General features: G+C 63.2%; 19 protein-coding genes. 8 read left to right on the forward strand and 11 right to left on the reverse strand.

Features of this window, described 5'->3' with window-relative positions:
• Nucleotides 1-5: 5 nt before the first annotated feature.
• Nucleotides 6-1,703 carry a diguanylate cyclase gene (locus Q0743_RS14890; RefSeq protein ID WP_298242283.1) on the forward strand — a complete coding sequence of 566 codons (1,698 nt, stop codon included), beginning with the start codon at nt 6-8 and terminating at the stop codon, nt 1,701-1,703.
• A gap of 1 nt (nt 1,704) precedes the next feature.
• Here the strand turns inward: Q0743_RS14890 and Q0743_RS14895 are convergent, their stop codons facing one another.
• From Q0743_RS14895 to Q0743_RS14905, 3 genes are all read right to left on the reverse strand, one after another.
• Nucleotides 1,705-2,415: an HAD hydrolase-like protein gene (locus Q0743_RS14895; protein ID WP_298242284.1), complete on the reverse strand. Its 711-nt coding sequence runs from the start codon at nt 2,413-2,415 to the stop codon at nt 1,705-1,707.
• A gap of 60 nt (nt 2,416-2,475) precedes the next feature.
• Nucleotides 2,476-3,195, reverse strand: coding sequence for a hypothetical protein (locus Q0743_RS14900; RefSeq protein ID WP_298242285.1), 720 nt, complete (start codon nt 3,193-3,195; stop codon nt 2,476-2,478).
• 92 nt (nt 3,196-3,287) lie between these two features.
• Nucleotides 3,288-4,334, reverse strand: coding sequence for a GGDEF domain-containing protein (locus tag Q0743_RS14905; RefSeq protein WP_298242338.1), 1,047 nt, complete (start codon nt 4,332-4,334; stop codon nt 3,288-3,290).
• Nucleotides 4,335-4,525: 191 nt separating this feature from the next.
• Between Q0743_RS14905 and leuS the strand changes: the two genes are divergently transcribed.
• The 3 genes from leuS to holA all read left to right on the forward strand — a co-directional run bounded on the left by leuS (nt 4,526) and on the right by holA (nt 8,848).
• Nucleotides 4,526-7,150 (forward strand): leucine--tRNA ligase, encoded by a 2,625-nt coding sequence (gene leuS / locus Q0743_RS14910; RefSeq protein ID WP_298242286.1) that lies wholly within the window; start codon nt 4,526-4,528, stop codon nt 7,148-7,150.
• Nucleotides 7,137-7,688, forward strand: a complete 552-nt coding sequence (lptE, locus tag Q0743_RS14915; RefSeq protein ID WP_097660497.1) for an LPS assembly lipoprotein LptE — start codon at nt 7,137-7,139, stop codon at nt 7,686-7,688. The genes leuS and lptE overlap by 14 nt, the downstream gene beginning before the upstream one ends.
• A 131-nt stretch (nt 7,689-7,819) precedes the next feature.
• The gene (holA, locus tag Q0743_RS14920) at nt 7,820-8,848 is read left to right on the forward strand and encodes a DNA polymerase III subunit delta (protein ID WP_298242339.1); all 1,029 of its coding nucleotides are present in this window, start codon (nt 7,820-7,822) and stop codon (nt 8,846-8,848) included.
• Between the two features lie 296 nt (nt 8,849-9,144).
• On the opposite strand, the gene Q0743_RS14925 is transcribed toward holA, so the two are convergent.
• The 7 genes from Q0743_RS14925 to hemJ all read right to left on the reverse strand — a co-directional run bounded on the left by Q0743_RS14925 (nt 9,145) and on the right by hemJ (nt 17,998).
• A complete protein-coding gene (locus tag Q0743_RS14925; RefSeq protein WP_298242287.1) occupies nt 9,145-10,032 on the reverse strand; it encodes a ParB/RepB/Spo0J family partition protein in 888 nt (295 codons plus the stop codon).
• A gap of 156 nt (nt 10,033-10,188) precedes the next feature.
• On the reverse strand, nt 10,189-11,055 hold the full coding sequence (locus Q0743_RS14930; RefSeq protein WP_298242288.1) for a ParA family protein: 867 nt from the start codon (nt 11,053-11,055) through the stop codon (nt 10,189-10,191).
• Between the two features lie 29 nt (nt 11,056-11,084).
• A complete protein-coding gene (rsmG, locus tag Q0743_RS14935; protein WP_298242340.1) occupies nt 11,085-11,756 on the reverse strand; it encodes a 16S rRNA (guanine(527)-N(7))-methyltransferase RsmG in 672 nt (223 codons plus the stop codon).
• 124 nt (nt 11,757-11,880) lie between these two features.
• A complete protein-coding gene (gene mnmG, locus Q0743_RS14940; protein ID WP_298242289.1) occupies nt 11,881-13,761 on the reverse strand; it encodes a tRNA uridine-5-carboxymethylaminomethyl(34) synthesis enzyme MnmG in 1,881 nt (626 codons plus the stop codon).
• Between the two features lie 623 nt (nt 13,762-14,384).
• A complete protein-coding gene (gene mnmE, locus Q0743_RS14945) occupies nt 14,385-15,731 on the reverse strand; it encodes a tRNA uridine-5-carboxymethylaminomethyl(34) synthesis GTPase MnmE (RefSeq protein WP_298242290.1) in 1,347 nt (448 codons plus the stop codon).
• A gap of 317 nt (nt 15,732-16,048) precedes the next feature.
• The gene (gene rho, locus Q0743_RS14950) at nt 16,049-17,314 is read right to left on the reverse strand and encodes a transcription termination factor Rho (protein WP_008133567.1); all 1,266 of its coding nucleotides are present in this window, start codon (nt 17,312-17,314) and stop codon (nt 16,049-16,051) included.
• 249 nt (nt 17,315-17,563) lie between these two features.
• Nucleotides 17,564-17,998, reverse strand: coding sequence for a protoporphyrinogen oxidase HemJ (gene hemJ / locus Q0743_RS14955; protein WP_128921095.1), 435 nt, complete (start codon nt 17,996-17,998; stop codon nt 17,564-17,566).
• Nucleotides 17,999-18,456: 458 nt separating this feature from the next.
• On the opposite strand from hemJ, the gene Q0743_RS14960 reads away from it, so the two are divergent.
• The 4 genes from Q0743_RS14960 to dnaQ are packed head-to-tail and all read left to right on the forward strand — an operon-like array spanning nt 18,457 to nt 21,284.
• A complete protein-coding gene (locus tag Q0743_RS14960) occupies nt 18,457-19,296 on the forward strand; it encodes a pyruvate, water dikinase regulatory protein (protein ID WP_298242291.1) in 840 nt (279 codons plus the stop codon).
• 9 nt (nt 19,297-19,305) lie between these two features.
• A complete protein-coding gene (locus Q0743_RS14965) occupies nt 19,306-19,914 on the forward strand; it encodes a Maf family nucleotide pyrophosphatase (RefSeq protein ID WP_298242292.1) in 609 nt (202 codons plus the stop codon).
• A gap of 23 nt (nt 19,915-19,937) precedes the next feature.
• The gene (coaE, locus tag Q0743_RS14970; RefSeq protein WP_298242293.1) at nt 19,938-20,537 is read left to right on the forward strand and encodes a dephospho-CoA kinase; all 600 of its coding nucleotides are present in this window, start codon (nt 19,938-19,940) and stop codon (nt 20,535-20,537) included.
• A gap of 30 nt (nt 20,538-20,567) precedes the next feature.
• The gene (dnaQ, locus tag Q0743_RS14975; protein ID WP_367184912.1) at nt 20,568-21,284 is read left to right on the forward strand and encodes a DNA polymerase III subunit epsilon; all 717 of its coding nucleotides are present in this window, start codon (nt 20,568-20,570) and stop codon (nt 21,282-21,284) included.
• On the opposite strand, the gene secB is transcribed toward dnaQ, so the two are convergent.
• On the reverse strand, nt 21,281-21,769 hold the full coding sequence (gene secB, locus Q0743_RS14980; RefSeq protein WP_097660485.1) for a protein-export chaperone SecB: 489 nt from the start codon (nt 21,767-21,769) through the stop codon (nt 21,281-21,283). The two genes, dnaQ and secB, sit on opposite strands and share 4 nt — an antisense overlap.
• Nucleotides 21,770-22,116 lie beyond the last annotated feature (347 nt).

A 22,116-nucleotide genomic window follows, 5' to 3' on the forward strand; every position in this document is an offset into this window, starting at 1 on the left:
CGAAGATGGCAAGCATCAGTCTCAACCGCAAGCGAGCGAAACTCAAGCAGGTTCTCGGAATCCGGGCGCGGCTTGCGTTGCTCGCGGTGATTCTGGTGGCGCCCTTGATGCTGGAGCGCATCCGTTCGCTCGAAGACACCCGCACCCGGCAGATCGCCCAGGCCACGGTCGAATTCACCACCGTCGCAAGGCACAGCGCCGACGCGCAGCGCGAAGTCATCTCGTCGGTCGAGACCATCCTGAAATCGGAAGCTTTCATCCGCGCCTCCGCCGGTGGCGTCAGCAAGAGCTGCGACGTGCTGCGCGCGAGCCTGCCGTCGAACCTGCCCTGGATCCGTACGCTGTTGATCGCAGGCCAGGACGGACGCATCCAATGCTCCACCAACAACATGTATGTCGGCCTCGACCTCAGCGACCGGCCCTATTTTCAGCAGGCGCAGGAAACCGGCCGTTTCGTGCTGAGCGATTTCATCCTGTCGCGACCCGTATCGACGCCAACCGTGATGGCGGTCTATCCGGTGTCCGCCTTCAGCGGCGCATCCGACGCCGTCGTTCTCGCCACCGTCAACCTCGACTGGATGTCGAAGGTGATGAGCAATCTGGGCGGCCGCGCCGGTATCACCGCGGTGCTGGTCGACAGCGCAGGCACCGTGCTGGCGGCTCCGGCGGATCAGCACAGCGCGGTCGGCCGTCCGCTCGACAACATGCCGCTGATGTCTGCGATCGCCGATCGTGCGCTGCGCTCTGACCAGGACGAAGGCTCGCTGTCCTTCCTCGCCGCAGACGGCTCACGCCGCGCGGTCAGCTATATCCGCATCGCCGGCACAAATGCCCGCCTGATCGCCAGCATCGACGAGGACAAGGTGTCCGCGGCGGTCAGCCGCGACATTCGCACCGCCTATCTCCAGCTCGCCTTCGTCGTCGTGTTCGTCCTGCTCGGCGCGCTGATCGCCGCCGAGAAGCTCGTCATCAAGCCGATCGAGATGCTCGCCGACATGGCCAAGCGTCTCGGCGAGGGTGATCTGTCGGCGCGCGCGGCGCGCAATCGCCTGCCGGCCGAGTTCGTGCCGCTGGCTCGTGCGTTCAACGCCATGGCCGCGCAGCTGAGCCAGCGCGAGCGCGAGCTGATCGCGAGCAACGACCGGCTGACGGTGATGGCCTCGATCGACATGCTGTCGGGCCTCGCCAATCGGCGCGGCTTCCAGAGCCGGCTCGACTTCGAGTGGATGCGCGCGCAGCAATATGGCAGCGACCTCGCGCTGCTGATGATCGACGTCGATCATTTCAAGCTGTTCAACGACACCTATGGCCATCTCGAAGGCGATTCCTGCCTGACCCGCCTCGGCGAGTCGCTGTCCGGCATCGCCGCCGACACGATGGGCTTTGCGGCACGCTATGGCGGGGAGGAATTCTGCCTGCTGCTGCCGAACACCGATGTGAACCGCGCCGTGGAAATCGGCGAGCTGGTGCGTGCGGCCGTGCTGAAGCTGTGCCTGCCGCACATCACCTCCGCGCACATGATCGTCACGGTCTCGATCGGCGTTGCCGCGGCTAAGCCCAACGAGGCCTTGCGCCCCGGCGATCTCATCGAAGCCGCCGACGCCGCGCTCTACGCCGCCAAGCACCGTGGCCGGAACAACGTCGTCGAGCACGGCGTGCAAGCGATCGAGACCGGCGCGGCTGACATGATGATGGCGGGCTAGTTTAGTATCGCGCTGCGGCAGCGGTCAGACTGAAATCGGTAAAGCCTGCTCTCGTCTCGACATAGGCCATGCGAAAATCGTCCGGCGATTTCGCAAAGTGCTGGCACCCGGCGTTCTTGAGTTCGTCCTCGGAGCCATAACCCCACAGCGCACCGATTGGCAGCACACCGTTCTCGATCGCTCCGATGACGTCATAGGAGCGGTCGCCGACCATCACCGCCTCACCGCTGTCGACTTGTGCGGCCACGAGGGCGCGGCCGACGAGGTCGGTCTTCGTATCGGTCTCGGCCAAGCCCGCACCGATCACTCCGGCTACATAGTTGTCGAGCTTGAGATAGCGCACCACCTCAATCGCTTGGTTTTGGGGCTTCGAGGTCACGATCCAAATGGCCGAACCGCGTTTCTGGACGCCGCGGAGCAGCTCTATTACACCCGGATATAATTCGTTGGCAACAATTCCCGTCCGTTCAAAAAGGGCCCGGAAGGCAGCCATTCCATGGTCGATCTCGATCTGACTTACGTCGGGCCGCATCGCACGAAAGACCTGGGGAAGCGGCGTTCCCAAAAACTTCTTGAGCTGGGCATCGGAGACCACCGGGACGCCGATCGTCTCCAGACCACGCCGGAACGCAGGATACAGCCCCGCCCGCGAGTCGGTCAGGGTGCCGTCGAGGTCAAAGAAATAGGCCTGCATCGCGTCAATATAGGGCATCGAACGCCGATCCGAAACCGGCCTGTTCGCCTTTGGCTCCGCGAGCTGTTGATGGCTCGGCTACGCGTCCTCGTCGTCCGCTTCTTCCTGTTTCGTCAGGACGGCCGTCAGCAGGCTCGCCATCTTGGCGACATGCCGCGCGTAGTTCTTTCGAGCGGCCCCCCGCAGCCAGAGGCTGATCAGGCCATAGCCGACGATCATCACGACCAGGCGTCCGAATCCGCCTGCCGAGTCGAATGCACCATTGAGAAATGCCGACACCACGAGCGCGAGAAAAACCGCGCAGAACGAAATCAGGAGATTGAGCTGAAACTCCAGATGATACCAATACTGCTCCCGGACGTAGGCAAGCTTCTCGGGCCCGATCCGCTCGACGAGAATGATCTCGGGGTCGGTGTACAGATTGAAACTCCGCTTCAGCCCATCGTCGTTCAGTCCCAGTGCCTCCCAGCTCTTGTCGCGCAGCATTTGCGAGAGCTTGGCGTGCAGTGCGAACAGCTCCCCGTTGCTTTCTTTGAAAGGCGTGCGCACCAGCCAGTCATTCAGCCCCATGAAGACGATGATATTGGACAACAGGCCGACAAAAATTGAAGCTGGAAACGCGATGATCAGCAGCGTCGAAGCCTGGCTGCTGTTGCCGAGAATCTTCAAGACATAGGATTCGTAGCCTCTGTACTGAGCGATGTCGGCCTCGACGATGCCAAATGCGCACAGCCACACCAGGCCGGGAAGGAAAGTCTTGATCAGGCTTCCGAAGGTAACGGCACCGAAAATGTTCATTGTGCAGGCCGGCCTGTGTGAGGATCACGCCGCACAACCTAAGGTAAAACGAACCATCTGTGAATAGGTGACCCAACCGCAGGCCGGCCGCGCTACCCCGCAGCGCCGTCGCGATCGAGCTCGGCTTCGGTCACCACGCGGTTACGGCCACTGCCCTTGGCGAGATAGAGCGCGCGGTCGCAGCGCTCAATGAGATCGGTGATCGCCTCGCCGGCCCGATACTGGGCCACGCCGATCGACACGCTGATGCTGGGGAGGATCTCGCCGGTCGAACGGCGGGTGATCGTGCATTCGGCGAGCGCACGCCTGATGCGTTCGGCGATCTCGGTGCAGGCGGCGAGATCGGCGTCCGGCAGCACCGCAATCAGCTCCTCGCCGCCATAGCGGGCCGGCAGATCCTGCGCGCGGACTTTTTCGCGCAGCACCTTCGCCATCAGGCGCAGCACCTGGTCGCCGACACCGTGGCCGAAATTGTCGTTGAAGGTCTTGAAGTGGTCGATGTCGAGCATCAGCACGCTGAGCGGCTCGCCCCATGCCGCGGTCGCCTGCGCCTTGCGCAGGAATTCGTCGAGCGCCCGCCGGTTGGCAAGGCCCGTCAGCGTGTCGGTCCGGGCGCGTTCCTCGGACCGCGACAGCGAGTCACGGATCACGTCGAGCTCGCGGGTCTTTTCCGCAAATCCCGCCTCCAGCCGCGTCGCCCTGGTGGCGGCCCGCGCCAGCTCGTTCATCAGCTGGGCAACCAGCGCCTTCGGATCGACCCCGGCCTTGCCCTGGTCCGCCACCTCGCTGATGGCCTGCATCTGCGAATGATTGTCGGCAATTGCGGTCGTCAGGAAATCCCTGGCCGTCCCCATGAGGGACTGCAGCCGTTCGGACGTATCGACCACGATGGCACTCACCTGGGGGGCGACATAGGTCTCGAACAGCTCCTGATTGGTCCGGGCGTCAAAGGGGCGATTGTGATCGATCAGGAGATCGATCGCGTTGCGCAGGTCATCGTGGCTTCCGGCGAAATATTGGTACCAGACCGCAAAATTAGCCGGCGTCGGCGCGATCCGCTGTTCGGCCATGCTGCGCATCGCCCGTCCAGCGATGGAGGCGGCGTAGTCATAGTCGGGATCGTCGAAGCTTGAATCCATCGCGGTCATGCGGTCCTGTCGGACCGCAAATTGGCATCGAGCCCTTAATCCCACCCCAACACCGGTCCTCGTAGTTATGCGGAGGCGCGGTCAAAGTTCCAAATCGCGGCAACCCATTGACCCCCTGAGGACTTCTATGGCCTAGTCCGCCGTCTTGAGACGGCCGAACCCACAAAAACCCCAACGAATCCATGACCTCCGAACGCTACAACGCCCGCGACGCCGAACCGCGCTGGCAACGCCTCTGGGACGAACAGGCGATCTTCGTCTCCCGAAACAATGATTCGCGGCCGAAATACTATGTGCTCGAGATGTTCCCCTACCCGTCCGGGCGCATCCATATCGGCCATGTCCGGAATTACACGCTCGGCGACGTGCTGGCCCGCTTCATGCGCGCCAAGGGGTTCAACGTGCTGCACCCCATGGGCTGGGACGCCTTCGGCCTGCCGGCCGAGAATGCCGCGATCGAGCGCAAGGTCGCGCCGAAAGCCTGGACCTACGACAACATCGCCGCGATGAAGAAGCAGCTTCGCTCGATCGGGCTGTCACTGGATTGGTCACGCGAATTCGCGACCTGCGACCCCAGCTACTACAAGCATCAGCAGAAGATGTTCCTGGACATGCTCGCCGCGGGCCTCGCCGAGCGTGAGAAGCGCAAGCTGAACTGGGATCCGGTCGACATGACCGTGCTCGCCAACGAGCAGGTGATCGACGGGCGCGGCTGGCGCTCGGGTGCCGTCGTCGAGCAGCGCGAGATGAGCCAGTGGGTCTTCAAGATCACGAAGTACTCGCAGGAGCTGCTGTCCGCGCTGAATGGGCTCGACCGCTGGCCCGACAAGGTCAGGCTGATGCAGCGCAACTGGATCGGCCGCTCCGAGGGCCTCTTGATCCGTTTCGCGCTGGATGCGGCGACGACGCCCGCTGGCGAGAACGAGCTGAAGATTTTCACGACGCGCCCGGACACCCTGTTCGGCGCGAAGTTCATGGCGATCTCGGCGGATCATCCGCTGGCGCAGGCCGCTGCCGCAAAGAATCCTGAGCTTGCGGAGTTTATTGCCGACATCAAGAAGATCGGCACCGCGCAGTCGATCATCGACACCGCGGAGAAGCAGGGTTTCGATACCGGCATCCGCGCGGTGCATCCGTTCGATCCGAGCTGGAAGCTGCCGGTCTATGTCGCCAATTTCGTGCTGATGGAATACGGCACCGGCGCGATCTTCGGCTGCCCGGCGCACGACCAGCGCGACCTCGACTTCGTCAACAAATACGGTCTCGGCAACACACCCGTCGTGTGCCCCGAGGGCCAGGACCCGAAATCCTTCGTCATCACCGACACCGCCTATGACGGTGACGGCCGCATGATCAATTCGCGCTTCCTCGACGGCATGACCATCGATCAGGCCAAGGATGAGGTCGCAAAGCGTCTGGAAGGCGAGCTGCGCGGCAATGCGGCGGTCGGCGAGCGGCAGGTCAATTTCCGCCTGCGCGACTGGGGCATTTCGCGCCAGCGCTATTGGGGCTGCCCGATCCCGGTGATCCATTGCCCGAAATGCGACGTCGTGCCGGTGCCCGATGCCGATTTGCCCGTGGTGCTGCCGGAGGATGTGAGCTTCGACAAGCCGGGCAATGCGCTCGACCATCACCCGACCTGGAAGCACGTCACCTGCCCGAAATGCGGCGGCAAGGCGAACCGCGAAACCGACACCATGGACACCTTCGTGGATTCGTCCTGGTATTTTGCGCGCTTCACCGATCCCTGGAACGAGACCGCGCCGACCACGCCTGCGGTGGCCAACCGGATGCTGCCGGTCGACCAGTATATCGGCGGCGTCGAGCACGCGATCCTGCATCTGCTCTACAGCCGCTTCTTCACCCGCGCCATGAAGGCGACCGGGCACATCGCGCTGGACGAGCCGTTCGCCGGCATGTTCACGCAAGGCATGGTGGTGCACGAGACCTACCAGAAGGCCGACGGCACCTATGTGCAGCCGGCCGAGGTGAAGGTCGAGGTTGCCGGCAACGGACGCCGCGCGACGCTGCTGACGTCGGGCGAAGACATCCAGATCGGTCCGATCGAGAAGATGTCGAAGTCGAAGAAGAACACGGTCGACCCCGACGACATCATCGAGACCTACGGCGCCGACGTCGCCCGCTGGTTCATGCTGTCGGACTCCCCGCCCGACCGCGACGTGATCTGGAGCGACGAGCGCGTCCAGGGCGCCTCGCGCTTCGTGCAGCGGCTATGGCGGCTGGTGAACGATGCCGTCGAGCTCGCCAAGAACGCACCGGCGGGCCGGCCGGCCGGCTTCGGCCCGGATGCCACTGCCCTGCGCAAGGCTGCGCATGGTGCACTGGACAAGGTCACCACCGGGATCGAGCGGCTGCATTTCAACGTCTGCCTTGCCCATATCCGCGAATTCGCCAACGCCTTCTCGGAGATCCTGCAACGTCCCGGCCAGCCCGCCCCAGATCTGGCTTGGGCGATCCGGGAGGCCAGTCAGATCCTGGTCCAGCTGTTCTCCCCGATGATGCCGCACCTCGCCGAGGAGTGCTGGCAGGCTTTGGGCCAGAGCGGGCTGGTTTCCGAGGCCAATTGGCCCCAAATCGAACGCGATTTGCTGGTTGAAGACAGCGTGACCCTGGTGGTCCAGGTCAACGGCAAGAAGCGGGGCGAGGTCACAGTTGCAACAGCGGCCCAAAATCCGGAAATCGAGGCTGCCGTTTTGGCCCTCGATGCGGTAAAGCTGGCCCTGGACGGCAAGCCCGTCCGCAAGGTGATCATCGTCCCCAAGAGGATCGTAAATGTTGTCGGCTAGGATCCGCATCGCAGCCCGCTTGCTGGCGGTCGCCGCCTTGGCCGCGCTGACAGCCGGCTGCTTCCAGCCGATGTATGCCGAGCGGAGCGACGGTACTCCCGGCCTGCGCGAGAAGCTGATGGGCATCGAGCTGCCCCCGATCAGCAAGCCCAACGCCTCCCGCGAGGCCCGCGTCGGCGTCGAAATCCGCAACGCGCTGGCCTTCAAGCTTTACGGTAGCGCGACAGGCATGCCGCCGACCCACAAGCTGGACATCCGCTTCACCACCAGCCGTTCGTCGCTGATCGTCAGCGCCACGACGGGACTGCCGACCAGCGAAAATCTCGGCATCGACGCCCAGTACAATCTGGTCGAGGTTGCGACCGGCAAGTCCGTCATGTCCGGCTCGACGTTCTCGCGCGTGTCCTACGACATGCCGGGCTCTTATCAACGCTTCTCCCGCAACCGCGCCGTGCGCGATGCCGAGGATCGTGCCGCCAACGAGATCGCGGAGAACATCACGACCCGGCTGGCCTCGTTCTTCACTGCGGGCACGTAATTCACACCCGTCATTCCGGGGCACGCGCAGCGTGAACTCAGCTGCGCAACTGTGCATCTGAGAATCTCGATCAAATAATCTCTGGATTCCGGATCCTCGTTTTGCGAGCCCCGGAATGACAATTGGGTCCGATGGTCGCGCTGCGTGGAAAAGAGATCGACGCCTTCCTCGCCCGCCCCGATGCGGGCCGCCCGATCATCCTGCTCTACGGCCCTGATGCCGGCCTCGTCCGCGAGCGCGCCGATGCGCTGATCGCGTCCGCTGTCGATGATCCCAACGATCCCTTCTCCCTGGTCAAGCTCGATGGCGACGAACTCTCCGCCGAGCCCTCGCGCCTCGTCGACGAAGCCATGACGGTGCCGCTGTTCGGCGGCCGCCGCGCCATCCGCATCCGCGCCGGCTCGCGCAGCTTCGCCAGCGGCGTCGACACGCTGGCCGAAATGAACGTGAAGGATTGCCGCATCGTGATCGAGGCCGGCGAGCTCCGCCCGGAATCGCCGCTGCGCAAGGCCTGCGAGAAGGCCAAGGCCGCAGTGGCGATCGGCTGCTATCCCGACACCGAGCGCGACCTCGCCAAGCTGATGGACGACGAACTGCGAATCGCCAATTTGCGCATCGCGCAGGATGCCCGCGCGGCGCTGATGTCGTTCCTCGGTGGTGACCGCCAGGCCTCGCGCAACGAGCTGCGCAAGCTGACGCTCTACGCTCACGGCAAGGGCGAGGTCACGCTGGATGATGTGATGGCCGTGGTCGCCGATGCCTCCGAGCTGAAGCTCGACCCGATCGTCGACGGCGCCTTTGCCGGCCGCCCCGATATCGTCGAGACCGAATTCGCGAAGGCCATGATCGCCGGCACCTATCCCGGCGTGATCATCTCCGCCGCGCAGCGCCAGGCGGCGTGGCTGCACAAATCCGCGCTGGCCATCGCCGACGGCCAGCCTGCCTCCGCCGTGCTCGACGGCGGCTATCCGCGCCTGCATTTTTCACGGAAGCCCGCGGTGGAGACGGCGCTGCGCAATTTCAGCCCGGCTCGACTCGCGGCGATCATCGAGCAGCTCGCGACCGCAGCCCTCGACACCCGCAAGCAATCGACACTTGCCGCCGCCATCGCCCAGCGCACGCTGATGGCGATCGCCGCGAATGCGAGACGGCGGGGTTAGGCCCCCGCTCTCTCGAGCGTCAAGCGGGCGCAACTTTCTCCACGTCATTGCGAGGAGCGAAAGCGACGAAGCAATCCAGACTCCCTCCGCAGAGAGATTCTGGATTGCTTTGCTACGCTCGCAATGACGATGTTGGAGCGGACGAGCGCCACACGCCCGCTGTCGTCCCCGCGAACGCGGGGGCCCATAACCACAGGGAGCGGTTTGGCGAAGACTTGCAGTCCGGACTGCTATCCGATCCAATCGATGGATCACGCGGTATGGGTCCATGCGTTCGCAGGGACGACAGCGTTGGCCTACAGCGCGCCCTTGGCCAGCCGCTTCATCACCTCGTCGAGCTGATCGAGGTTGCGGTAGTTGATTTGCACCGAGCCGCCGGGGTCGCGGTGATTGACGGTGACCTTGAGACCGAGCGCATCGCTGACGCGCTTTTCGAGATCGATCGTATCGGGGTCCTTCTCCTTAGCCCCGGTGCTGCGCGCCTTCTGCGGCTTGCGCTCCGGCACGCCCTCTTCATGCGCGAGCGCTTCGGCCTGGCGGACGTTGAGTCCTTCCTCGACGATGCGCTTGGCGGCGGCGAGGGGATCCGGCACGCCGATCAGCGCGCGGGCGTGACCGGCGGTCAGCTCGCCGGTCGCGATGAAGGCCTGCACCTCGGCCGGCAGCTTGGTCAGCCGCATCATGTTGGCGACATGGCTGCGGCTCTTGCCGACGACCTTCGCGATGTCCTCCTGGCTGCGTTTGAACTCGTTGGCGAGCGCATGATAGCCCTGCGCCTCTTCCATCGGATTGAGATCCTCGCGCTGCACGTTCTCGACGATCGCGAATTCCAGCGCATCGCTGTCGCTGATGTCGACGGGCACGATCGGCACTTCATGCAGGCCGGCCATCTGCGAGGCGCGCCAGCGTCGCTCGCCGGCGATGATCTCGAAGCGGTCCTGCGTGCCCTTCACCGGACGCACCACGATCGGCTGGATCACGCCGTGCTGCTTGATGGACTCGGAGAGCTCCTTCAGCTCCGCATCCAGAAAAGTGCGACGCGGGTTGCGCGGGTTTGCCTTGATGAACTCGATCGGCACCTTGCGCTGCGCGCGCGGCCGATCGACGTGCTGGGCCTCGCCGCCGACATCACCGATCAGACTTGCAAGACCCCGGCCCAGTCGCGAACGCGCTTCGTCGGCCATCGCCAGCTCCCTTGGATTCACGCTAGAGTACTCCAGAACTGAATTTCGAATCGTCGGTCGTAGGGCGGATTAGCGTAGCGTAATCCGCCACAGGCTTGTTCGAGGCGAGATAGACGGCGGGTTACGCTGCGCTAACCCGCCCTACGCATCTCTCCGTCAATGCGTGACGCGCAGCTCGCGCTCGCGCTGGATCACCTCGGTCGCCAGCCGCAAGTAAGCTTCGCTGCCGACGCATTTGAGATCGTAGACCAGCACCGGCTTGCCGTAGGACGGCGCCTCGGAGATGCGCACGTTGCGCGGGATCATGGTCTTGTAGACCTTCTCGCCCATGAACTGGCGGACGTCGGCGACGACCTGGTTGGAGAGGTTGTTGCGCGAGTCGAACATGGTCAGCACGATGCCGTGGATCGACAGGTTCGGATTGAGCGTCGATCGCACCTGCTCCACCGTCTGCAGCAATTGCGACAGACCTTCGAGCGCGAAGAACTCGCACTGCAGCGGCACGAGGATTGCGTCCGACGCCGCCATCGCATTCACCGTGAGCAGGTTGAGCGAGGGCGGGCAGTCGATCAGCACATAGGTGTAATCGGCATCAGGCGAAACGTTGTTGTTCAGCGCACCGATCGCATCGCGCAGCTTGAACGCGCGGCCGGGCGTGGTGCCGAGCTCAAGCTCGAGGCCGGAAAGATCCATGGTCGACGGCGCAATGTGCAGCCGGGGCACGGCGGTCGAGACCACGGCTTCACGCAGCGGCGCTTCGCCGATCAGCACGTCATAGGTCGAGCAGGAGCGATTGCGGCGGTCGATGCCGAGCCCGGTCGAGGCGTTGCCCTGCGGATCGAGATCGACGATCAGGACGCGCTCGCCAATCGCCGCGAGCGCGGTTCCCAGGTTGATCGCTGTGGTTGTTTTTCCCACACCGCCCTTCTGATTCGCCAGCGCCAGGATGCGCGGGTGACCATGCGGGACCACTCCAGCTTCATCCTGGGTCTGATCTTGCTGCGGCTCGTCAATCACGGTCATCGAAATTCCCCACTCAACCCCTGAACGCCTCACCCGCGCCGTTCAACTGAAGTCAGCTCGACGATCCACCCATCGCCCGTCCGGCTTCGGTGCAGCTTCGGCTGAATATTCCAATATTTAGCGGCTTCGGTCAATTCAGCCTCTACATCTTGACCCTTGAGAAATAACGCTTTTGCGCCCTGGCGCATCAGCGGCTCCGCAAAGCCGATGAGTTGATGTAGCGGAGCCAGCGCGCGGGCGGTGACGCAATCGACGCGGCCGGTGATTCTATCCACATTATCCCCGATCTCAGCCAGATGTACGACTCCCGGAGATGTGGTGACGCGGACGGCTTCGCGCAAAAATGCAGCCTTCTTGGCGATTCGTTCGACGAGATGGACGCTGGCACCCGGCGTCCCGGCCATGGCGCAGGCCAGCACGACGCCGGGAAAACCGCCACCGCTGCCAAGGTCGGCCCAGCGCTTTGCGTCGGGCGCGAGATCGACAAGCTGGAGCGAGTCGGCGATGTGCCTGGTCCAGAGATGAGGCAGCGTCGACGGCGCGACCAGATTGGTCTTGGCCTGCCACTCCCGCAACAGGGCGATGTAGCGATCGAGCCGGGCCTCTGTTTCATGTGAAACGGGCGCAAGCTTGAGCGCGGCGCGCTTGTCGGCAGCAATGACGGAGTCGAGTGCCTGATCGCTGGCGCTGGCCTTGTCGATCTTCCGTTTGGCCGGCGCCGGCTCGGACCGCTGTCCTGGGTCCTCACCCGCTCCGGGTCGTCGCGATAGCGGTCTATCCCCGCCCGGTCCGCGCTGTTTCACGTGAAACGCCTATGCGATTGGCTTATGCGATTGCCTTGGAGGTCTTCCGCGCCTCGCGGCGGAGATACGCCGCCAGGATGCCGAGCGCCGCCGGTGTCATGCCGTCGATCCGGCCGGCCTGGCCGACCGTAAACGGCCGCGCCTTCTCAAGCTTGGCGCGGACCTCGTTGGAGAGGCCCGGCACCTGGCTGTAGTCGATCTCGGACAACACCATGCCCTCGTCACGCCGGAAGGCTTCGACGTCGGCGCTCTGGCGCTCCAGATAGACATCGTATTTGGCGTCGATCTCGAGATGGGTGGCGATAATAGGGTCGATCGCGGACAGCTCCGGCCAGATCGCGCGAACCTGGCTCCAGCCGATATCAGGATAGGCCATCAGCTCGAAGGCCGACCGCCGCTGCCCGTCGCGGTTCAGGGACAGGCCGTGCTTGATCGCCTCGTTCGGGGTGATGGTCAGCGACTTCGACAACGCCCTCGCCGCGTTCAGGGCATCCATCTTGGCGCGATGATGCTGCGTTCGGGCATTTCCGACGCAGCCGAGCGCGATCCCCTTCTCGGTCAGACGCTGATCGGCGTTGTCCGCCCGAAGCGTCAGCCGGTATTCGGCGCGCGAGGTGAACATCCGATAGGGCTCGCTGATCCCGCGGCTGACGAGATCGTCGATCATCACGCCGAGATAGCCGTCGGCACGGTCGAAAACCGTCAATGCGGCCCCGCTGGCCGAGAGCGCGGCGTTCAGGCCGGCCACGATGCCCTGCCCGGCGGCTTCCTCGTATCCCGTGGTGCCGTTGATCTGCCCGGCCAGGAAGAGACCGCGCAGACGCTTGGTCTGCAGGGTCGGATCGAGTTCGCGGGGATCGATGTGGTCGTATTCGATGGCATAGCCCGGACGGACCATCTTGACCCGCTCCAGGCCGGGGATGCTGGCGAGGATCGCGAGCTGAATCTCCTCCGGGAGCGAGGTCGAAATGCCGTTGGGATAGACCGTGCTGTCGTCGAGCCCTTCCGGCTCCAGGAAGATCTGGTGACCGTCGCGATCGCCGAAGCGGACGATCTTGTCCTCGATCGAGGGACAATAGCGAGGACCGGAGCTCTTGATCTGGCCGGAGTACATCGGGGAGCGATGGACGTTCGCGCGGATCACCTCATGGGTCGCGGTCGTAGTCCTGGTGATCCCACACTGGATCTGCTGGGTCGTGATCCGCTCGGTCATCACCGAGAAAGGCTCCGGAGGCTCGTCTCCGGGCTGCATTTCGACCGCGGACCAATCGATCGTCGAACCGTCCAGACGCGGCGGCGTCCCGGTCTTGAGGCGTCCGAGGGTGAATCCGGCGCGTTCGAACGAGGCCGAAAGACCTATTGCGGGGGCTTCTCCGACCCGGCCGGCGGGCCAGTTCTTCTCACCGAGATGGATCAGACCGCGGAGAAAGGTGCCGGTGGTGACGACGACAGCCCCTGCCCGAAGCTCCCGGCCATCAGCCAACCGTAGTCCAGTAACCCGGCCATCGACAACGATCAGCTCATCGGCCTCGCCTTCGATGACAGAAAGACCGTCGGTCTCCCGGATCGCGGCCTGCATCGCCGCTGCATAGAGCTTCCGGTCCGCCTGAGCCCGCGGACCGCGCACAGCCGGGCCCTTGCGGCGATTGAGCACCCGAAACTGGATGCCGCCAGCGTCACCGACCCGACCCATCAGACCATCGAGCGCATCGACCTCGCGGACCAAATGGCCCTTACCGAGACCGCCAATGGCGGGATTGCAGGACATCGCGCCTACGGTGGAAAAACGATGTGTGACGAGAGCCGTCGCAGCGCCCATCCGGGCAGCGGCAGCCGCGGCCTCACAGCCGGCGTGACCGCCGCCAATCACGATAACGTCGAAGCTCTCTCGCTCTGTTCGCATGGCGGGACTTCTATCTCAGGGGCGAGAAAGCCGGAAGCGGAAACTGAGAGGACGGATGTTTCACGTGAAACGCGGACCAAGAGGCGGCGGGCGAATTTTGAGAAAACAACCCCATGCACAGTAGAATGGGCGTTGAAAGGATTGCTGTTTTGCGTGAAGCGAACAGGGCCGGAGGGTGTATGGGACACTCCCACCGGGAGACGCGCTGCTATGGCACGTCCGCACCTATGACTGTGTTCCAGGGAACTGCTACGGCACTGTCAGTGCGAGCTTAACGCGGCAATTCAGAGCCCTCTCGGTGGAGATAGTCTGGATTGCTTCGTCGCAAGGGCTCCTCGCAATGACGAGGATAGGCCGATGGGGAACAATTGCTGCCCAGGGTGAGGGACTAGCGCACGGATGCAAGGCAGTCTTGAATCGCGATTGGACCAATCGGAAAGTGTTTCACGTGAAACAGCAAGCTAAGAGAAGCTCGGGCGCGACCACCCACAAGGTCACCCATCAGGCTGCAAACAAGGCTCCCCCACGCCGTTGTTTCACGTGAAACGGAAACCTCGGCCCGTCTGTTTCACGTGAAACACAAGAAGTGGAACAAGCACTAGTTCTACAATGAAGAACTAGCACTACTTTCCGATGCAAAATTTCTGGAAGATCGCCCCGAGGACGTCCTCGACATCGACCCGACCGAGCAACCGGCCCAGGGCATAGGCGGCGGCGCGCAGCTCTTCGGCGACCAGTTCTTCGCCGTCTTCTACAAGCTCCAGGCTCCGGCGCAAGCTGTCTAATGCCTGGCTCAACAGATCCCGCTGGCGGGCCCGGGTCACCAGGGCGACCTCGCTGGTTCCGAAAAACTCGGCGGCGAATTTCACGAGAGCCTCGACCAGCTCGGGGATGCCGTCACCCCGGCTCGCCGAGATTCCGAACTCGCCGCCCGGCCCGGCGCCGCCGAGATCGATCTTGTTGCGCACAACCCAGACCGGTCCCTCCGTCCGCCCCGCGCCTTCGGATTTCCGAAGGGAGCGCATCGCGTCGGACGCAACCGCCTGCTCACCCTCCACCAGCCACAGCACGAGATCGGCTTCCTCGGCCCGCGCCCGCGCCCGGCGCACGCCCTCCTGCTCAACGGGATCGTCAGTCTCGCGGATGCCGGCGGTGTCGATGACGGTGACGGGATAGCCGTCGAGGTCGAGCTGCACCTCGATCACGTCGCGCGTGGTGCCCGCGTGCGGCGAGACGATCGCGACGTCGCGGCGCGCGAGCTGGTTGATCAGCGTCGACTTGCCAACGTTCGGCTCGCCGGCGATAGCAACCACGAGGCCTTCGCGCAGCCGTTCAGAATGTCCCTGTGCCGCAAGGGCATCTGTAATTTCCTCATGGAGGCTTCTGATCGCCTTCATCGCGGGCGCCCTCAACTCCGCGGGCACATCGCCTTCATCGGAAAAATCGATGCCGGCCTCGATCAGTGCCGACGCTTCGATGATGCGCTCGCGCCAGTCGCGCGCGCGGTCGCCGAGCAGGCCTTGCAGCTGGCGCAGCGCCTGACGGCGCTGGCGGTCAGTGTCGGCATGAATGAGATCGTCGAGGCCCTCGGCCTCGGTGAGATCGAGCTTGCCGTTCTCAAACGCGCGCCGCGTGAATTCGCCAGGCTCGGCCGCACGTGCATTCGGAATTAACGAAATTTCGGTGAGGAGCGCGGCCAGCACGGCGCGGCCGCCATGGACGTGAAATTCGGCGACGTCCTCACCGGTCGCGCTGCCCGGACCAGGAAACCAGAGCACGACCGCGTCGTCGATCGGCTGTCCTGCGTTGTCTCGAAGCAGCCGGCGGCTGGCCTGCCGCGGCGCCGGCTGCTTGCCCGTGAGCGTCGTCAGCACAAAGCCGGCTTGGGCGCCCGAGACACGTACCACCGCGATGGCGCTGGGCGCGCGGCCGGACGACAACGCAAAGATGGTCTGATCCCGTGGATGCATGGCCTATTTGTGCGGCTGGCTGGGAAAAGGCAAACGTCCGTTTTCCCGCCCGGCCGACGGCCGAGTTTTGCTGCAGCAAATCCCGCAGCAATTCCTTTATTGCACCGCAATATAGCGGGACCGTTTTGCTGCGCCGGCGCCTCCTCCGGCAGCGGTTCGGCCGGACCGAATTCAAGTATTATTTTGATATATCAACATCTTCTTCAAATCAGACGATCGGACCCGCAGCATTCAGTCATGCTGCATCTACGCCGCAGCAAGCCTGCAAAACAAAAAGGGCGCCCGAAGGCGCCCTTGGATCCTTTGCTGCATTGCACTCAGGTATTCATGGAGTCGAAGAACTCCGAATTGCTCTTGGTCGAGCGCAGCTTGTCGAGCAGGAAGTCGATCGCGTCCATCGTCCCCATCGGATTGAGGATGCGGCGGAGCACGTACATCTTCTTGAGCACCTGCGGGTCGGTGATGAGCTCTTCCTTGCGGGTGCCGGAGCGGGAGATGTCGATCGCCGGGAAGGTCCGCTTGTCCGAGACCTTGCGATCGAGGATCAGTTCCGAGTTACCGGTGCCCTTGAACTCTTCGAAGATGACTTCGTCCATGCGGCTGCCGGTATCGACCAGCGCGGTCGCGATGATGGTCAGCGAGCCGCCCTCCTCGATATTGCGGGCGGCACCGAAGAAGCGCTTCGGGCGCTGCAGGGCGTTGGCGTCGACACCGCCGGTCAGCACCTTGCCGGATGACGGCACCACGGTGTTGTAGGCACGGCCCAGGCGCGTGATCGAATCGAGCAGGATCACGACGTCGCGGCCGTGCTCGACCAGGCGCTTGGCTTTCTCGATCACCATCTCGGCGACCTGGACGTGGCGTACCGCCGGCTCGTCGAAGGTCGACGACACGACCTCACCCTTCACCGAGCGCTGCATGTCCGTGACTTCTTCCGGACGCTCGTCGATCAGCAGCACGATCAGATAGCATTCGGGATGATTGTGGGTGATCGAATGCGCGATGTTCTGCATCAGCACGGTTTTACCCGTGCGCGGCGGCGCCACGATCAATGCGCGCTGGCCTTTTCCGATGGGAGCCACGATGTCGATAACGCGTGCAGACAGGTCTTTCCGCGTCGGATCGTCGATTTCCATGCGGAAACGCTGATTCGGAAACAGCGGCGTGAGGTTGTCGAAATTGACCTTGTGCTTGGCCTTTTCCGGATCCTCGAAATTGAGCGTGTTGACCTTCAGCAGCGCGAAATAGCGTTCGCCCTCTTTCGGGCTGCGGATATGGCCTTCGATGGTGTCGCCGGTGCGCAGGCCGAAACGGCGGATCTGCGAGGGCGAAACGTAGATGTCATCCGGGCCCGGCAGATAATTCGCATCGGGCGAGCGGAGGAAGCCGAAGCCGTCGGAGAGAACCTCGACGACGCCCTGACCGACAATATCGGTCTCGGCGAGCGCGAGCTGCTTGAGGATGGCGAACAGCAGCTCCTGCTTGCGCATGGTGCTGGCATTCTCGACCCCATTCTCCTCCGCGAACGAGACGAGCTCGGCCGGCGTTTTGGACTTGAGGTCTTCGAGTTTAATTTCCCGCATTGGGATGGTCCTGTGGGGTAACCTTGGGAGGGGGTGCGAGGAGGCTCTGAAATGCGGACGTGAGAAGGTAAGGTCCGCAGGTCTGGCAAGGTTAAGTGCCGATGAGGCTTCAAACCTGATGCGGTGTCCGGCCTCTGGAAAGCTCAGACACAACCACATCCGCCTGCGTTGGGTGGGATGTCGGTAATATAGAAAATCGCTTCCCACTCCGCAAGCCGAAGCGCTAGGCGGATTGGTCGCAAGTCCCGCCTAGAACGGCTTCACGATCACCATGATGACGATGAAAATCATCAAAACGGTCGGCACCTCATTGATAATACGATAGAATTTTTGTGTCCGCGGGCGCCGATCGGCAGCGAAATCCTTCAGCCAGCGGGAAAAAAAGCCGTGGACCGCCGACATCGCCAGGACCAGTGCCAGTTTTACGTGCAGCCAGCCGAACGAGAACCAGTGGCCGGACCAGGCAAGATAAAGCCCGGCGAGCCAGGTGACGATCATGGCGGGGTTGATGATGGCCTTGAGCAGCCGGCGTTCCATCACCTTGAACGTTTCCGACTGCTTCGAGCCGATCTCGGCCTCGGAATGATAGACGAACAGCCGCGGCAGATAGAGCATGCCCGCCATCCAGGCGATGACCGCGATCACATGCAGCGCCTTGATCCAGAGATAGACGTCTTCGAACATTTTCTCGGGTCCGGATTTCTGCCAGCGCAGGGAACGCTGGGGATAGTAAGAACTCGTTAAGGTCTAGCCTGCACACATATCCGTCCGTAGCGCCTTCCTCAAATCTAGAATCTTAGATTCTTAAGGTTTGAGTCTGAGTGACCGTGGATTGGACTCATGCAATTCCATCCGCGCGTTCACGTGCGCTTGTTCACATCCATCCACATTTCCCGGACACGCCTGCCGACTTCCGATAAGTCAGCCGGCGTCAAAGGCTTGCGCGTTTTGATCGGCAGCTTATCAAGGGGGTTGTCCGCGCAATCCCGCTTCCGTCGCGAGGGTCCGTCGGACTTGTTCTGAAGGGCAGTGGTGTGAAGAAAATCGGCACTTGTCCCGCCCCTGGTGTCGCACATCCCTTTCCGAGGGGTTAAGCTCCACAGAAATCCACAAACCACCCCAACTCAATCCAAAGGGTTTTTGTGCCGACCTCGAACAATTATTTCCATCTGCACCTGGTCTCCGACTCCACCGGCGAGACGCTGATCACCGTGGCGCGCGCGGTCGCCGCGCAATATGCGAACGTGACCCCCGTGGAGCACGTCTATCCGCTGGTCCGTAGCCAGAAGCAGCTCGACCGTGTGCTCGACGAGATCGAGGAAGCGCCGGGGATCGTGCTGTTCACGCTGCTGGAGAAGGATCTGGTCTCCAGGCTCGAGGACAAGTGCAAGGAGATCAATGTTCCGAGCCTGTCGATCATCGGGCCCGTGATGCAGCTGTTCGAGGCCTATCTCGGCGCTGCGACGACGGGGCGCGTCGGCGCCCAGCACGTCCTCAACGCGGAATATTTCAAGCGGATCGACGCGCTGAACTACACGATGATCCATGACGACGGCCAGCATGTCGACGGCCTCAACGAGGCCGACGTCGTCCTGGTCGGTGTGTCCCGCACGTCCAAGACGCCGACGTCGATTTATCTCGCCAATCGCGGCATCCGCACCGCCAACGTGCCGCTGGTTCCGGGCATTCCGGTGCCATCGCAGCTGGAAACGCTGACCCGGCCATTGGTCGTTAGCCTGCATGCGACGCCGGAACGGCTGATCCAGATCCGCCAGAACCGGCTGCTCTCCATGGGCGCCGAATCCGGCAGCGACACCTATACCGACAAGCAGTCGGTGACCGAGGAGGTCGCGTTCGCGCGCAAGCTGAGTGCCAAGCATGATTGGCCGCTGCTCGACGTCACGCGTCGCTCGATCGAGGAAACCGCCGCGGCGATCATGAAGCTCTACAGCGATCGCCAGCGCAACCGGCCCACGGAATAGTTTTTCGCAATGGGTCTGTGGCGCGGCAAATCTCCGTTGATCCTGGCTTCGCAAAGCAGCGCGCGAAAGATGCTGCTCGCGAATGCCGGGCTGGAATTCAAGGCTGTGACTGCCGACATCGACGAGCGCGGCATTCAGGCTGCGTCGAAGCTATCGAGCCCGCGCGAGATCGGCCTGTTGCTGGCGCGCGAAAAAGCCAAAGCGGTCTGCGCCGATTATCCCGGGAGCTACGTGATCGGCGCCGACCAGACCCTGGCCCTTGGCGATCGTCTCTTCAACAAGCCTGCCGGCCGTGATCAGGCGATGGCGCAGTTGCGCGACCTCGCCGGCAACAGCCACGAGCTGAATTCCGCGGTGGCCGTGGCACGTGACGGCAAGATCGTTTTTGAGGACGTCTCGGTGGCCCGCATGACGATGCGGAAGATGACCGAAGCGGAGCTGTCGGCCTATCTCGACGCCGCCGGCGATATCGTCACCACCAGCGTCGGCGCCTATCAGCTCGAAGGCCTCGGCATCCATCTGTTCGAACGCATCGAGGGCGACCACTTCACCATCCTCGGCCTGCCGTTGCTGCCGCTGCTTGCGTTTCTGCGGTGCGAACGGCTAGTTGCCGTGTGAGTGACAGAGATGGTTATAGGCTGATGTGGATCCTGGGACTGACCGGCTCGATCGGGATGGGAAAATCCACCACCGCGAAATTGTTCGCGGAGGCCGGCGTGCCCGTCTATGACGCCGATGCCGCCGTGCATCAGCTCTACGAAGGCGAAGCGGCGCCCGCGATCGAGGCCGCCTTTCCCGGCACCACCGTGAACGGCAGGGTCGATCGTCCCAGACTGTCGGCGCGTGTCGTGCATGATCCCGCTGCCATCAAGCAGCTCGAGCAGATCGTCCATCCGATGCTCGGCGAGTCCAGGCGAAAATTCTTCGCCGATGCGGACGCGGCCGGTGCACCGGTCGTGGTTCTGGACATCCCTTTGCTGTTCGAGACCGGCGGCGAGAAGCGAATGGATGCCGTGGTCGTGGTCTCGACCTCGCCGGAACTGCAGCGCGAACGGGTGCTGGCCCGCGGCACGATGGACGAGGCGAAGCTCGACGCCATCATCGCCAAGCAGATGCCCGACGCGGAAAAGCGCAAGCGCGCCGATTTCGTGGTGGATACGTCACACGGGCTTGAGCCGGTACGTGCCCAAATCGCGCACATCCTGGCCGAGGTCGTTAAGATGCCGCAGCGGCGAGCCTGATTCGCTGCCCTCATACGGCGTCCCAAAATCATGCGCGAAATCGTTCTCGATACCGAAACCACCGGCCTCGATCCGCTCCGCGGCGATCGTCTGGTCGAAATCGGCTGCGTCGAGATCTTCAACCGCATGCCGACGGGACAGACCTATCACGTCTATATCAACCCCGAGCGGGACATGCCGGCGGAGGCCTTCGCGGTGCACGGGCTCTCGGCCGAGTTCCTCTCGACCAAGCCTCTGTTCCACGAAGTCGCCGATGCGTTTCTGGAGTTCATCGGCGATGCGCCGCTGGTGATCCACAACGCCTCGTTCGATATCGGCTTCATCAATGCCGAGCTCGATCGGATCAAGCGCGCGGCGGTCCCCCGCGAGCGGCTGGTCGATACGCTGCTGCTGGCGCGCCGCAAGCATCCCGGCGTGTCGAACCGGCTCGACGATCTCTGCTCGCGCTATTCGATCGACAATTCACACCGCACCAAGCACGGCGCGCTGCTCGACGCCGAGCTGCTGGCCGAGGTCTATGTCGATCTGGTGGGGGCGCGGCAGTCGCAGCTGCTCCTGGCTTCGGAAGCTCAGGAGATTCGCGTCAATGCGGCCGGCGATGCACCGCGGCGGCAGCGCTTGGTGCCGCTCGCGCCGCGGGTTTCAGATGTCGAGCGAGAGGCCCATCGGGCCTTCATCGCAACGATGGGTGAAAAGGCGATCTGGAACGAGTATCTCGCCGCCCCAGTCGCCCCACCGGCTGGTTAAGCCTGACCGGCTTGACCGCCCTGAGCGGCCATTTGCCGCTCCATGTTCTGGCGATAGAGACCGACGAAGTCGACCGGATCCAGCATCAGGGGCGGGAACCCGCCATCGCGCACCGCGGTGGCGATGATCTCGCGCGCGAACGGGAACAAGAGGCGCGGGCACTCGATCATGACCAGCGGGTGCAGATTTTCCTTCGGCACGTTCGCGATCCGGAACACGCCGGCATAAGCGAGCTCGAACGAGAACATGATTTTACCCGCGGTCTCGGCCTTGCCCTCGACCGACAGCGTCACCTCGAACTCCTGTTCGCTGAGGTTGTTGGCGCTGACATTGATCTGGATGTTGATCTGGGGCGGCTGGCTCTGCTGCTGGAGCGAGCTGGGCGCGTTCGGATTTTCGAACGAGAGGTCCTTGGTATATTGCGCCAGCACGTTGAGCTGGGGCGCCTGGGCCGCCTCGGGAGGGGTGCCGTTACCGTTGGTCATGAGAGTCTCTCCTTACCCGATTTGGGCTGAATTTCGCGGCGGTTGGCTAACATAGGGCCGCCTCGTTCCACAAGGACGAACGGTCCCGGAAGGGAGATTCGGCCCACGCTCACAACTGTGACGCTTATCCTGCCTTTTCAGCCAAATGGCGCCTTAAACGATTGAAGATGCGCGATTTCCGGGCAGGATCGGGTTTCCCCTTAAGCATAAAACGCGCTACACTCGGTGCTGTGCCAAAAGGCGCCATTGGCCGGGCAAGATTTCGTGCCTACATCCCACGGACCTGACGCGGACCTAAAATGGTGATGTAGACTTGCCGTTCCCGTATGGAACGGTCTACTGGCCGG

The sequence above is a fragment of the uncultured Bradyrhizobium sp. genome (assembly GCF_936943645.1).
Lineage (GTDB): Bacteria > Pseudomonadota > Alphaproteobacteria > Rhizobiales > Xanthobacteraceae > Bradyrhizobium.